Annotated in this window: 15 protein-coding genes; 9 read left to right on the top strand and 6 right to left on the bottom strand. The window is 51.8% G+C overall.

All coding sequences use genetic code 11. The features are described from left to right. Positions 1-176 precede the first annotated feature (176 nt). The 3 genes from ACR0AL_RS14710 to ACR0AL_RS14700 form a co-directional block, all read right to left on the bottom strand. Positions 177-713, bottom strand: coding sequence for a hypothetical protein (locus tag ACR0AL_RS14710; protein WP_226689732.1), 537 nt, complete (start codon positions 711-713; stop codon positions 177-179). Then, positions 697-1,467: a hypothetical protein gene (locus ACR0AL_RS14705; protein WP_480663588.1), complete on the bottom strand. Its 771-nt coding sequence runs from the start codon at positions 1,465-1,467 to the stop codon at positions 697-699. Before ACR0AL_RS14705 ends, ACR0AL_RS14710 begins: the two co-directional genes overlap by 17 nt. 73 nt (positions 1,468-1,540) lie before the next feature. Further along, positions 1,541-2,056: a DUF805 domain-containing protein gene (locus tag ACR0AL_RS14700; RefSeq protein ID WP_480663586.1), complete on the bottom strand. Its 516-nt coding sequence runs from the start codon at positions 2,054-2,056 to the stop codon at positions 1,541-1,543. 560 nt (positions 2,057-2,616) lie between these two features. Here ACR0AL_RS14700 and ACR0AL_RS14695 point away from each other — a divergent pair. The 7 genes from ACR0AL_RS14695 (at position 2,617) to ACR0AL_RS14665 (ending at position 7,978) form a co-directional block, all read left to right on the top strand. Further along, positions 2,617-2,916 carry a hypothetical protein gene (locus ACR0AL_RS14695; RefSeq protein ID WP_425082515.1) on the top strand — a complete coding sequence of 100 codons (300 nt, stop codon included), beginning with the start codon at positions 2,617-2,619 and terminating at the stop codon, positions 2,914-2,916. 243 nt (positions 2,917-3,159) lie between these two features. After that, entirely contained in the window at positions 3,160-3,579 is a 420-nt protein-coding gene (locus ACR0AL_RS14690) for a hypothetical protein (protein WP_425082516.1), read from the top strand. A 55-nt stretch (positions 3,580-3,634) separates the two neighbouring features. Continuing rightward, positions 3,635-4,249 carry a hypothetical protein gene (locus ACR0AL_RS14685; protein WP_480663584.1) on the top strand — a complete coding sequence of 205 codons (615 nt, stop codon included), beginning with the start codon at positions 3,635-3,637 and terminating at the stop codon, positions 4,247-4,249. A gap of 408 nt (positions 4,250-4,657) precedes the next feature. Continuing rightward, the gene (locus ACR0AL_RS14680) at positions 4,658-4,831 is read left to right on the top strand and encodes a hypothetical protein (protein ID WP_170399849.1); all 174 of its coding nucleotides are present in this window, start codon (positions 4,658-4,660) and stop codon (positions 4,829-4,831) included. 118 nt (positions 4,832-4,949) lie between these two features. After that, positions 4,950-5,594 carry a hypothetical protein gene (locus ACR0AL_RS14675; protein ID WP_480663582.1) on the top strand — a complete coding sequence of 215 codons (645 nt, stop codon included), beginning with the start codon at positions 4,950-4,952 and terminating at the stop codon, positions 5,592-5,594. Between the two features lie 19 nt (positions 5,595-5,613). Continuing rightward, positions 5,614-7,047: a hypothetical protein gene (locus tag ACR0AL_RS14670; RefSeq protein WP_480663580.1), complete on the top strand. Its 1,434-nt coding sequence runs from the start codon at positions 5,614-5,616 to the stop codon at positions 7,045-7,047. Continuing rightward, positions 7,037-7,978 (top strand): metallophosphoesterase family protein, encoded by a 942-nt coding sequence (locus ACR0AL_RS14665; RefSeq protein ID WP_480663578.1) that lies wholly within the window; start codon positions 7,037-7,039, stop codon positions 7,976-7,978. The genes ACR0AL_RS14670 and ACR0AL_RS14665 overlap by 11 nt, the downstream gene beginning before the upstream one ends. Here the strand turns inward: ACR0AL_RS14665 and ACR0AL_RS14660 are convergent, their stop codons facing one another. Then, a complete protein-coding gene (locus ACR0AL_RS14660; RefSeq protein ID WP_480663576.1) occupies positions 7,979-8,737 on the bottom strand; it encodes a DUF4956 domain-containing protein in 759 nt (252 codons plus the stop codon). It abuts the gene before it with no gap. A gap of 354 nt (positions 8,738-9,091) precedes the next feature. Here ACR0AL_RS14660 and ACR0AL_RS14655 point away from each other — a divergent pair, with 354 nt between their 5' ends. Continuing rightward, positions 9,092-9,886, top strand: coding sequence for an SdiA-regulated domain-containing protein (locus ACR0AL_RS14655; RefSeq protein WP_480663574.1), 795 nt, complete (start codon positions 9,092-9,094; stop codon positions 9,884-9,886). A 736-nt stretch (positions 9,887-10,622) separates the two neighbouring features. Here ACR0AL_RS14655 and ACR0AL_RS14650 read toward each other — a convergent pair. Continuing rightward, positions 10,623-11,645 (bottom strand): permease, encoded by a 1,023-nt coding sequence (locus ACR0AL_RS14650; RefSeq protein ID WP_480663572.1) that lies wholly within the window; start codon positions 11,643-11,645, stop codon positions 10,623-10,625. Positions 11,646-11,730: 85 nt separating this feature from the next. Between ACR0AL_RS14650 and ACR0AL_RS14645 the strand changes: the two genes are divergently transcribed. Further along, entirely contained in the window at positions 11,731-12,588 is an 858-nt protein-coding gene (locus ACR0AL_RS14645) for a LysR substrate-binding domain-containing protein (protein WP_480663570.1), read from the top strand. A gap of 89 nt (positions 12,589-12,677) precedes the next feature. On the opposite strand, the gene ACR0AL_RS14640 is transcribed toward ACR0AL_RS14645, so the two are convergent. Further along, a complete protein-coding gene (locus ACR0AL_RS14640; protein ID WP_170552465.1) occupies positions 12,678-13,511 on the bottom strand; it encodes a CE1 family esterase in 834 nt (277 codons plus the stop codon). Positions 13,512-13,561 lie beyond the last annotated feature (50 nt).

Genomic DNA, 13,561 nt, shown 5'->3' with positions numbered 1-13,561 from the left:
CTCATAACGCTGCATTCCCAACATTGATTTCATTGAAGAAAACCTTGGAAGCTTGCCCATAACTCTGCGCGGTATTTGCGCATAACTTTGTACAATTTGCCCATAAGTTTGCATGCCACAGAGAACCCATCGAACAAACCAGCTCCTGTGGCTTATCTGCAATTTTCAAATGCAACTTATTCCCAATCGCCAGCAGATGAGCGCCACGTCTTAGCGTCCGCATCCCAAACACTGGCGGTGACGCAAGGCGTTGGGTTTATTCCGTCGCAATTGGAGCCATGAATATCCGCAACAACAACGCGTTGACGCCCAAAATCAACAACCGTCCAGCCCTGGTTGAGCAAGGATTGAACCTCCTCTTCAATCAAGAAGTGCGACATGCATCCGCCAGTTCCGCAGTAAAGAGATGCAGCGCTCGAACACGCAAAACCAGACTCATTCAAAACCCAGTCGCGTTGTAGATCTCCGTCGAGATCGACCCTTTCAACCGCACCCCAATCTAAGTCAAACTGACCGTCGTTGAACGACGCGCATGCCTGCGCCGCCAGATCAACCTTTGCTCGCAAACCGGTTGGAAGTCGCGAAACGTCAGCCGCGACAACTGGTGAGGTCCAAACCAGGCCCGAACCCAGCAGGATCGCAGATACCAAACGTTTCAAGTAGCTTGCCAATTGGGAAGCCGGTTGGAAGGTGGCTTCAGTTGCATTGTTCATACCTGTAGTCCCCGTATTCCAGCCAGTTTGCCGAGCCTTCGTTAAAAATCAGAAATTCGGACCTGTCTTCACCAAGAAGGGCGACGACAAATCCGGCTGGTGGCTCAGAGTTTCCGAAGTAGCTGTAGGCTGTCATGGCTCTGATCGACGCACCGTTAACCGTTACTCGCGCGTCCCACTCTCCGTCCGGGTTGTCCAAAATTACGGGTTCGATCACGCGTTTTATCGCTCCGCCACCACAGTAGACGATGCCTTCGGGTGCTTCGTAGGAGGTCCCCTGGCTAGCATCCGAGTTGCACGCGGAACGAAGGGACCGAATTGCCACGCCGGAACCTTGTAAGTCAAAGATTCCGTAGCTGACATCTTGATCAATCATAGACAGATTAACGGATGCATTGGCCGCAAGCTGGTCCAGTACAAAACCATAGTCCTGCTGACTATTGAAACTGACCTCGACGGGATAGTTGTCGACGATCTGCAAGGCAGCGTTTTCTGCGCCAACCTGAAATGCTCCAACTTCGGTGGTGCCGTTCTTCAAAAATCGAATGGAAAGCCCCTGCTTCTCCACAATGTCCTGGCTGTCCTCATATCCAGCCGGTGCAAAGCGGATACGGTTACACTGTAGTTCCAGCGTCATGTTTCCAGATTGAATAAATGCATTGGGATTGGGCCCGGAACTAAACGACCACTCCGCTGATGCTGTAGTCGCCATAACCACCATCAGCGTCCCAGTGGAAATCGTTTTGAAACTCATTTTCTCTCTCCATAGTGTTACGGTTCGCACTGCTATTCAGCAGAGAGTCCGGCCAATTGCCCGGGCAGCCAGGTCAGGAAACAGGTTCGCCGTATTCGTTTGCGCCTTCTTGGGAAGGGCGCGTCAACCACCAGATCATCAGAATGGACAGAACCAATTGAAGAATTGAGACAACAACAATACCGGACACGCCCAGGACTGCCGCAGGTCCTCGCAATGCGTCAGGGTTCTCGGTCCCTTGCTCCAAGACCGAGAAGAACGCCACCCCACCCAGCATAACAAAGAGCGTTGTAATGCTGAGCGCCATCGGCAGCAGCAAATACCAGCCAGGTCGTCCTGTATCATGCAGTCTCCGCCAACCGGCGGCCAGCATAGGTATGAGAACAGCCAGTTGGAAAACAGAGGACAAGACGCGAGATCCTTGCCCAGTTTCTGGGTTGGTCCCGAATATGATCGTATCCAGCACAGCTAAAGCAGCACTCACGAGAACCACAAACAAGAAGAACCACCAGTATTCTGAGCGTATAGCCCGACCGGAGAACTGGATGTATTTCGAGAAACACGTCTTAACGGCTTCACCAAATCCCATCTTTCAATCCCTTCATTGTTTCTGTGCGGCCTCAAATCGCTTCGCCACTCAGGGGAACACACTCGCAGCTCCCACTTACTTTTTTGTTTGAACGCAGAGGCCTATCGTACGAGAGCGTAGAGAAATTTACGCGCGGAAAAAACATTGATTTATGAGAAATTAGATTCAAACATGCGAATTCGACACAACTTTATTTTACCTCCGTTGTTGTCGTTGCTGCTCGCTGTGCCGAGCCCTTCCGACTGCTGGAGTGAGTGCTGGCGGTCGGAAGGCACTTTACAATGATTGAGCGCTGGGAGGACGCGATGCTAAGACTTAACGTACTCGCCCTCTTTTCAGAGTTTGCTCTAGCATTTGCTAGTGACGTCATTCGGCCTTCACACGTTATTGTCGGCCCCGATAGTCAACGAAATATCGTCCCGCCGACCAAGCCCCCCGCGGCAAGTTTTGGGTAAGATGGTCACAGGATCGAGGTATGTTCTATTGGCTGCACAGACGCGAGAGCTTCAAACAAGCGCATCCAATTTCACTAATTTCAAGGGAACCAGAGGGAGAAGAAAATGTCTAACAAGATGGTGATGATTGCAGGCGCGACATGTTTCGCACTGCTTACGGCCTGCGACGATACGAGTACATCAAGCGCGTCCGCCGAGCTCACGCCGGCTCAGCAGGCGTGTTTGCGAGATGTAGCCAACACGACAAACAATTCGCAAGTCGTGGTGCTCTCATCTGCGTTTAGCGAGGCGGGAACACAGGTCACAGTCGGCGTTGGCGAGGATCGTGCTCCTTGGAATTGCATTGCTTACAGTGATGGCGCGACAGCTGGTATCGAGTTCTTGGGCGACGAAGGCGCATTGTGACCTGTCTGCTGCGTAGCTGAAAACGGCTACGCAGCACTGGCTTGATCTGCTGAGGCTCGACTTGGTTTGTAGAACCACCATCATCGTATTCGCGGTCCTGTACCTGTTGGCGTTGATTGCATTCTTGACGGGCACATTTGGCTGGTTGGGACAGGAACGAGACCCTTTGTCCGGAGTGTTCCTACTGCCGTTGGGACTACCTTGGATACTTGTAGCGGACTTAATTTCGGAGTCTGCCAAGCCGTGGTTTGCAGCGATTGCGCCGATGCTCAACATTTTGGCGCTGGTTTTCATTTGCAGATGGGCTCGCAGTTTACACCAGAAATGAAGGCGGAGCTCTGTCTCACCAAAAGGGAGGAAAACATGGGAAAAGTGATCTTGGGAATTGTGATCGGGCTCGTCCTCGGCGTGGTTGGGGCGATGACCTTGGGTGGTGGGGCCGCGATGGGTGTCGGCGTTGCGACAGGCTTGTCCGCCGGTGTCTGCACCACATTGAAAGGAGCACAAGCCGAGAACCTTATCACCGCCGAGCAAGCGGATCAGATCCTCAATCGCGTGAATTCCGAAATGGCGTCAATGCAAGGAATTGAAACGACGGGCGAGATCGTCGGCAGCGCACAGGCATGCGATGAATTTCTGTCAAAGTTACGAGAAGCGAAGTGAGGTTCCGCTTTGTACGGAACAAAACAGTAAGGACAAGCCAACAGGGAACCATTTGATGAAACTCGTTTTACTCAAGCTCCTCACATCCATGTTCGCAATCGCGAGCACAGCTGCTTTTGCAATGTCAGAAGCCGACGACGCTTGTATCGACCATTTGCGGCAGGTTGGTGGACCAGACGGTCAATCCGGAACGATTGAAAGCTCTCAGTTCTCGGAAGCTGGTACGCTCGTTATGCTGCGTGATGCAGGTGGAACACTTTGGCGCTGCATCGCTTACAAGGATGGAAGCATCGGCGAGATGTCGGTTGTCGAAGCCATGGATGATGGCGGTGGAGCCATGGACGGTGCCGCCGGGTCTACCGGTAGCCAGCGTGTCAAATTCGATGCCGGGTCCACCGGTGTCGAACTCGTCGGCCAACTCGCGCCCGGCGCCTCTCAACAATATGTCCTTGGCGCGCAGAACGAACAGTTTCTGTATGTGCGCGTCGCGCCACGAAACGGGTCGTTGGACTACGTCATTCGCAACCCTGATGGCTCGGAGCTTCTGGAGATGATGCCGGCGGACAAAGAATACCGGGGCCAGCTTTGGCAATCTGGTGACCATGTCGTTGAAGTTATTAACCGGGGAAATGCGCAAGTTGACTACAACGTCATATTTGGAATCGAGTAAGTCCACGCGTGAGTTGCACTGGATTTTTGGATTGCTGGAGACCAGAAAGGGAGAGAAGAAATGAGAACCAATCTATCGCTGCTTGGAGGCGCAGTTTGTGCCCTTGCTTTGGCGGCATGTGACGATAACGGGGGATCAGTGGATACTGGGTCGCCAACCGTCGGCAGTTCAAGCGACCTTTCGTCTTTTGAAGGTGCGCGCGCCGGTCAGGCTGAAATGGGCATCCAAAGTCTCGGATTTGAACTCATCCGAAGCGAAGGTCTGACCTCGTACTGGTTCAACCGGAATACAGGCGCTTGCGCGCGCATTACTACATCTGAGGGTCGGTATTCAGATGTCACCATGCTTCCTTCCTCCGACTGCTGAATTTTGTCCGGATTAGTTTATAAAAGTGAAGGAGGCTGAGAAATGCACTTCGATCTTGCACACGCTGTGGTGACTGTTGCAGCTTTGATAGTCACAAACCTCGTATTGAAATCTGCCGGGGTGATCAACGAAGAAAACAAACACCAATGGAACTGGAAAGTTGTTCTGGCCTACTTCGTAGTCGTCTTTCTCATCAATCTGGTGTGGCCAATTTGAAACTTCAGGACGGGAAGCCAACCGCCCACCTTACATGGTTACCGTGAACGAGCCTCTCCGCGGGACTCCCGGCAAGAAAAGCGTGAGCATCGCTGGCTGAAAACAGAAAGGAATACGCATGCGGTTTTTGACGTCCCTCATATTCATTGGTGTTCTTGCAACCGCGGCGAATTCTGATGTGACCAGTCGAAACGGTGGCCCAAGCAACAGTCAAATGCTTTCAAAGGGTGGCGACGGAGGAATTGATGGTGTCGCCTTTTTTCGCCCAGTCTTAAGCGGAGTATTGTATCGCTCTGGTTTCAAAGGCGGCGACAAGGACCGAACGGGCCTGAGTGAAGGACAACGCGAAACTTTGTGCGGTGAAGGGTTTTCAACCGGGTTTTATGCCGACTTTGGCAAAAACACTGAGTACGGTCGCACCAGTTGTGGAAACGGATCCTTTGACTATCAAAGTGCCAGATCCTCCCGGCCCGGTGCTGTCATGGCTTCCATACACGAGGTGATTGAAAACCCTGGAAAAGGACCTGTCTTGGTGCACTGCATGTGGGGCGTTCATTCCTCGGGGGCATTGTCGGCAATGGCGCTCGTTCAGTTTTGTGGTTGGACAGAAGAAAGGGCCAAGGAATATTGGAATGATGCCCGAAACGGGGCCCCTTGTTCAGGCGGGTGCGACCAGTGGATTGACTCAAAATTCTCCAACTTCAGCGTCGACCCCAAGTTGAAAATCTCCACCGAACAACAGGCAACGATTTGCCCCAAATGATATTGGGAGGACTATCCAAATGAAGTTCATCCTTCTGGGGTCACTTGCTTTCATTGCACCCGCCGTCTTGTGGGCGAACGACGATGTTCTCGGTGAAGCCACGACATTTAATAGTCCCAACGGTGTTACTGAACGCTGTATTCGGATCAATAAAGTTCCAACGGGCGAGTATAAGAAAAGCGATCTTGAGGAGGAAGCGGCCTATTGCGAGATCGATTTCTATGCCTCCGAAATTGCTATTTGCCCAAAAACCTGGAGCACCAGCCCAGGAATGGCCGTCTACGATATTTCGGAAGGACCTTACGTGGGGAACCGTTCTGAATTCGAGAGAAACGCTTGCAAGGAGGGGAAGGCGGCAAAAGATCTGGCCAAGGACAGGGTGGCTAAATTCAAGTCCACCATGAATCAAAAAGGCACCAGTGGAACGTTTTCCACGTCTTCACTGCTTTACTATCATTTCTCCAGATATTTCGACGCAACTGTCAGAGTTCCAGTCGCTGTTTGGCGTAGCATGGACGCCCAGGCGCATTTTTCCGAGGTCGCCGAGCCTGGCCTTGCGATTTCTGGTGGATCTCATGGCGGGCGAATGAACCACGAAGGCTGGCGGGTCTTCGCAGCTGCGGATGCTGACCCGAAATCATACCAGCCAACCGACGATCTATTCACCGCGGATCGAACGCAAATTTACGGTGTACTGCTTGATAGTCCTGGGCATCGATACGGCTCGGAAATCAACGGCACTCGTAAGTCTGGCTGGGGGAAAGGTCAAAACCGCGATTTTCAGGAAACCCCCGCTTTCTTGGCTTTGAGTTCTTCAAAACCCTTGCCAGAAGCCATTGCAGAGGGCGTTAAAGAAGGCCGAAAAGACCGGATGATCAACAAGGATCTCGGCCCCGATGTCAGTGACCAACAGATGGCATTTTGGATGCAAGAACTCACCGAGATTGTTCTACTCGACTTCATCTTTAGCCAGCAGGACCGTGTGGGAAACATAGACTTCACACCCTATTGGTATTGGGTCGAAGACGGAGACCTGAAGCATAGGAAGGCCAAGCACCATGAACCAAACGATGGAGACGTTCCCGCCGACGCATTATTGATCCGTCGCAGCAATCTAAACGACAACGATGCTGGTGGGCGGGTCGAGTATGCCAATTTCGCAAAATCTACTCAAATGCTAGAGAAAATGCGGCACTTCTCTCCAAGTACGTATCGGCGCTTGGTCGCTTTGAATAATGACCTTCAATCTCAAGGTCCCGTCTACGGCTGGTTGTCGCAAAGCTTTGGGTTGTCAGACAGTCAGATTGCCCAAGTTGTGAAAAACACCGCGCTGGCAACATCCATCCTCCGGGACAATTGTTCTAATGGTGATTTGATGTTCGACTTGGATCCTGTCGCATTCTTTTTGAGAAACGACACCGAAGTGGAGGCCGTGAACTGTAGTGACCCGTAAGCTCTCTACGCTCTTTGCGGCATTCATTTGGACCGCTCTGGTCGCCTGCAAAGCGGCGGCATTGGATGTCATCGTCATATCGGATCTGAATGGAAGCTATGGTTCGGTAAGATACGATGCCCGCGTCGACAAAGCGATTGAGCGGATAGTCGAGATTGATCCAGATCTGGTTATTTCGACCGGAGATATGGTTGCGGGGCAGCGCATTCCCAACTTGTCCGACAAACAGGTCAGGGATATGTGGAAGGCGTTTCACGAGGCCGTATCAGATCCTTTAGCGGCTGCCGGCATTCCATTTGCGGTCACGCCAGGAAACCATGACGCCTCTGCGTACCGTGGGTTCGAGCGGGAAAGAAAAATATACGCAGAGGAATGGACTCCGAGAAAACCAGACGTCGACTTCCTGCTTTCAGATGACTACCCGTTCTTCTACGCATTTGAGATGCAGGGCATTACGTTTGCCTCTCTGGATGCAACGACCCTAGGACCCCTATCCGGTGACCAGCAGGATCGCCTACAGGAACTGGGTGCAGACGGCGACCCGATTGTCACTTTCAGTCACCTCCCACTTTGGCCATTCGCGATCCAGCGCGAACGCGAAATCATCGGCGACCCAACACTTGAAAAAATCTATTTGGAAAGCGGTGTCGTTCTGCATCTGTCAGGCCACCATCATGCCTTCTATCCAGGTTGGAAAGACGGTGTTGCTTACGTCTCCCAAGCTTGTTTGGGAGGTGGTCCCCGACGGCTTATCGGCTCAAAAGCCAGATCACCTCACAGCTTCACTCATGTTACGTTTCAGCCAAACGGAGAATTTGGGATAGCAGTATATCGAGGACCTAATTTCGAAAGGTCGGTAAACTTCAAGTCGCTTCCGAAAGAGATCAGATCCCCGAACGCGGTGTTGAAACGTTTGGACCTTGTCAAATGACTAGAGGTTGAGTTTCAGTTCAACTTTTTCAGGAACCAAGTCGTTTATCATCTCTTCTATCCGGGCTTCTGAAAGTCCACCCGAGGTGATGAAAAGCAATGAAACGCGAGATTTTCCGGGGACGTGGTGTTTTCTGACCAGCTTCCATCCAGCGTCTGCGGCCATAGCTTCAATGGCGCCGCTGACGTTCAATGAGTGCTCTTCGTCTGAGGCCTTCAGGGAAACTTCGACACCCCTGTTGCGTCCGCCTAGCCAAATGAAACACCAACACACAATCGCCACCAGAGTGGCCATCAGCGGCAAGCCCAAACCGACCGCAAGACCAAGAACCGTTACGATAATCATTTCGACTGTATCGACCGGATCATCCAGATTGGAGCGGAACCTGAGCAACGCGCCGATGCCAAAGATAACGAAACCAATCATTGACCCATGTTGAACAACGAGGAACCCTACGGCCATTCCGATCAGCGCGTACAGGAAAAACAATCTGGGCATAACCAGATCGCTGACACTTCGGCGCGCTTTACGTCGTACGGGATGATAGACAATCAAAGCGGTCAAAATGATCGTTACGATGACGTCCAGTGTGAAAAAGTAGAGTTCCTGCGTGCCGCGGAACTGAGTCCAGCTTCGTTCAATTACTATCTCTGACTCGGATGTTCCTGCAAGCAAGGAAGCAGGATCAATCTGAGAATAGCTAACACTAGGCAAAAGCACCGCCAAAAGGACCGATACAATCGAAAATAGCTTACTCAACAGTCTTTTCCTCCCGCTGAATCGTCGAATAGTCGCTCTGTAGTGAGTAACTTGGCTTAATCGCTCAACACCTCACGACTAAGCCGCACTCCCATAGACCAATTCAACCTTATGAATTTAGTTCCGGTAAAGCCTTGCTGGATCAGACATCATACTTCCGCCAAATACTGTGTTAGGTTGGACAACATCGATTTTTGATCGAGTATGAACTAAGTCCAAACGAACGCAGGTTTTACTCGAATGAACCAGCCAAATGATCGGCACAAACGAAGAGTTGCAAAGGAAATTTGCGCGAGCCTTGCTGTGGTCGCCAACGTTTTTGCGTTAACGAGCCCAGTGAGAGCGCAGACTGATATGTTGGAACTTATTGAGTCTTACAAAGTGGCAGATAAATCAGCGGGCTTTTCTGAGCCATCCGGATTGTCGCTTTCCAGTGTTCATGGATTCTTGTGGGCAGTAAGCGATGAAGCATCGAAGCTGCACCTTCTAGGAGTAGATGGAGAGCTAAAGAGTTCGTTCAAACTTCCAGAATATCTGGGCACAGACTTGGAAGGTGTCGCTGGAAGAAAGGATGGGTCTGTATTGCTGTTACCAGAAACTGACCGATCCATCGTAACGGTCCAACCCACAGACCCAATCAAAGTCAATTCTACTCCAATTTCTTCACTCAGGGGCTACAGCAAAGTTGCTGAAATGCTTGCTGAGAACCCTTTGAACAAGGGACCGGAAGGGATCACTGTAGATCAAGACTCTGGACAAGTATTCGTAGTCATTGAGGGTCACCCAAGACTGCTGCTCGTCATTTCCTCGAAAATTGATGAGATTATTGGAGTAGTTCCATTGGCGGCTGAGGCTGGTTTCGTTTCATCTCGCGCCGACGATGACGAACTAGACATCAGCGGGATCGCCTGGTCCGGCAAGACCAAGTCTTTATGGATACTCAGCGATGAAGGGCGCCGAATATTCGTTTTTGATCCTAAAGTTCTGACGGTCAAAACTATCGATTTAATTTACTCCAAAAAGGATGAAGTAAAGGAAGTGAAGAATCCTGAGGGGATAGCTTTGGATGAAAGTGGTGGCGTTCTTTACATCTTGACCGATGATGGCAAAAAGTCACGCCTATACGCATTTGTTTTACCGCAGGTTTGATTGCCGAAAAAAATCGCACTGGCTTGTCGTATTCAATTGCAGAAAACGAAATGGCCACCTCTTCCCGCATCTCGGGAGTTGCGAATCCCAGTATCGAATGTCCGGTTTGGGCTGGAAGCGGCCACCCGAAAACCTTCCCCGGCAATGCGGCGATGGCGCGAAATAAGCAAAGAATGAGACCCGAAGATATGAAGCCTCGAACTAAGAAAGTTGAAGGTTAATGCGCCCAAAGTCTTGGGCCAAAAATGCAATTCTTTGGGCGAAATGCAAAGCCATGGGCGCACCTACAAGAGTGTAGGTGTTCTCATAACGCTGCATTGTCTTCATTGAAGACATTCAGGAAATTCGGCTGTGTTCGCCCATAATTCTGTGCGGTATTTGCGCATAAGCTTGCACGATTTGCCCATAAATTTGCGCGGTTCGAAAAACGCTCTCAATTGATGGCAGCTGTCGCGCTCCATCTTCAGCTTTAAAGGGCTATCTCTCAATCATAGGTGCATTCTGGGCGGCAAAATTCAACCCTTATCTGAAGGACGATGCTCGTCAGCGCTTGTGGTAAATTGCGGAACTGGAATCCAGTTTCTGAAGCCCAAATTCTGCGGAAGGCCGTGACGTGCATTCTATTCGATTTAGCCGAACGAGCCAAAAGCCTTCGTTTTCCTCGGCAGCGGTTCTATGGCCGAATTACGGACTTGAATAGTGCTTTGCCGATGCCTGCTCAAGTTCTCGTGCGCGGTCAGGCGATCCACCCAAAAGCGTATCCCGCGGCGAGAGATCCCAAAATGGCAAGCAAAAGATAGAGCAAGAATGGCTTCAGTTTGAGAACCGGGGCGAGGGCCATTGCGCCCCAGATACTGACCACACCACCTGAAACCAAAAAGGCCATGGCGGCACCTTTAGACATGCCGTTGTCAATTAGCCCACGCGTAAGTGGGAGCGCGGCGTAACCATCGATATAGGCTGGTGCACCCAAAAAAACCGCTGCGGGTATAGCCCACCATTGATCCTCGCCAACATAAGCCGCAAGTACCCCTGGGGTCAGTGCAGCATTCAACGCGTATTCGGCCGCAAAGGCAGGAATCAGGCAGATTAAGATAAGCCGTGCCGTTGCCCAGAATTGTTTTCTGAATGAATGCCGACGTGCTTGAGTTCTCCAAACCCATGGGTCGAAGGTTTGGTCATTGCAACGTCGCGCTGTGCTGAGTTGGCGTGCCAGACCATTGTTGCGAAGCGCGTACAATGACCAAGGTGCTTTGGCAAATAAGCTGGCAACTGCCCCTCCGAACACACCCAATCCGAACGCTGCGAGCGTTTTGCCAATTGCAAAGCTCAATCCCAGAGTGGCAGCGGTCGTTGCGAGCATCGCAGGGTCTGTGATCGGGGATGACAACCAAAACGCCATGATCGGGGCAAGCGGCACGCCAGCAGCCAACAACCCTGCCATCAATGGCAGTACGGTGACACCACAAATTGGCGTGATGGCCCCGATCAATGATGCGGCCACCACTGTTCGGAGTGTCCTGCCTTCGAACACGCCAGCAATGTGGGTGTCTGCTCCGCTGGCGATGATCCAGGCCGCCAGAAGGATGCCCGGAATAACTATCGGGGCAACGACAACGAGGCCCCAGAGGACAAACCTAGTGGCATCCGCAATGTGTTCCGGCCAGGCGAAACCGATGCTGACCAACAGCAATAGGCACACGCCCCAGACCACATAAGTCTTACCTGATTGCCGGCGGACAATTGTCTGATCGGTCATAGGATACTCCTTTGATCTTGAAAAATAGGAGTTGAACAAACATGTTTGAAACGAATAGTTTCAATCACTGATATTGGTAATTCAAATGGTAAATCTGGATAGCGATTTGTTGCGCACCTTTATTGCCGTCGCCGAAGCAGGCAGCGTCACGGATGGCGCCGCACGTATCCATAGGTCCCAATCCGCCACAAGCCTTCAAATCAAACGCCTCGAATCCATCCTCGGCCAACCCGTATTTAAGCGGCACGGGCGCGGGGTCGTCCTAAGCGATGCAGGTCGTCTGCTGTTGCCCGTTGCACATGAAGTGACAACACGTCTGGACGTGGCATTGCAGGACATTTCCCAAACGGCCGTGACGGGCAAACTGCGCATTGGCGTTCCAGATGATCACGGTCGAGCCAAACTGGCTCAGATTATCGCAGCATTCACCCACCACCACCCACAGGTCGAGTTGGAGGTGACCTGCGCTTTGAGCACCGGTTTCCCTGACGCCATCGACAAGGGGTCGTTGGACCTTGCAGTTTATGAAGTTGAAAGCCCAGAGCCTCATGAAGAGCTGTTGTTTGAGGATCCAACATGTTGGGTCTCATCCGCACATCGGGAGTTTTCAGTCGATGAAACTCTGCCGGTGGCTGTATTCGATCACGCCTGTTGGTGGCGCGACGCGGCAATCGCTTCGCTAGAGCACCGCGCAAAACCATACCGCATTGTCTATTCCAGCCAGAGTGTCGCTGGTGTAATCGCGGCGGTCGAAGCAGGGTTAGCGGTGGGCCTACTGGGGCGTTCTTCACTTAATGCCGGTCTATCGATAGTGGGCGAGACCCTTGGTTTCAGCAGAACGTCCACCTCGAAGTTGGTGATGGCGGCAGCCGGTTCACAGGAAACCGGGCCATTGGACGCCATGAAAACGGCTATCCGCTCTGCGTTTCTAACTAAAATCTAGAAGACGCGCCTTTTGGCCAGCCGACCGATCCACAAGCTCTTCTAAGTCTCACCGTAGCAAAACCAATTTTTTTTGAAATTGATGATGCGTCAGTTTCCCAGACTCTCAAACCAGTCAAGCGCTGTGGAGCTCCATTCTGTCGGGTAACCGTGCCCTCCGTCATGCAGAATGATTTCGAGACTACCGTATTCGCAGTTCCAGCGTTTGCGCCACAGACCCTCGGTCATTTCGTGATGTGCAGCATTGGGTGGGCATTTGTTTTCTTGCCGCCACACCGACAGGCCTTGCCAGATATCTGCCTGCGTGATGGTAACGTCAAACTCCTCGCTGTGTATTGCGCGACCTTCAAGCGGAACAACTTTGTCGGCAAACCCGTGGGTATGGAGCAAGTGTACCGGCTTTAGACAATCTTCGGTTGCCGGGAGCCAGAAACCACCGGAAGCCGGCGCGTAACCAAGCGCTATTTCCGGTGCAAGACAAGCAACTTCCCAGACCATTGATCCGCCTCTGGAAAATCCTGTCAGCAACACCCGGCCCACATTCACGTTTGCACGAAGGGCAGCGTCAGCCAAAACCTCACGGAGAAATCTTACGTCTGAGCGAGGGTAGGTGTTCCAACCGTCTCGAACAGACCAGTCGGTGGGTTTACCATCCAACCATGGGAGCGCGGTTGGCGCGATAAATGCGTATCCCCGCTTGGTGAATTCTTCAACGAACGCCGAGTTCCCTACAATCTTCTCACCTGTACCGCCATAACCGTGCAGGTGCATCACAGCAGGTCCACCCTGCCAATCGTTCGGAAGAACGATATGATATTCTCCGGTTTCAATCTTGCACGAATTTGTTTTGTCACCACAGTCGAGGGCGATTGCCTGCCCTGAACTCACGAGTAAAACTAAAACGGCCAATACTTTGTTGTGCATAATGTTCCCCTCGGGGATTTATGTTAGCACACTTCAACACAGAATTTCCT

This window comes from Ruegeria sp. BB1, assembly GCF_056539465.1.
This window is presented reverse-complemented; position numbering and strand designations above follow the sequence as displayed.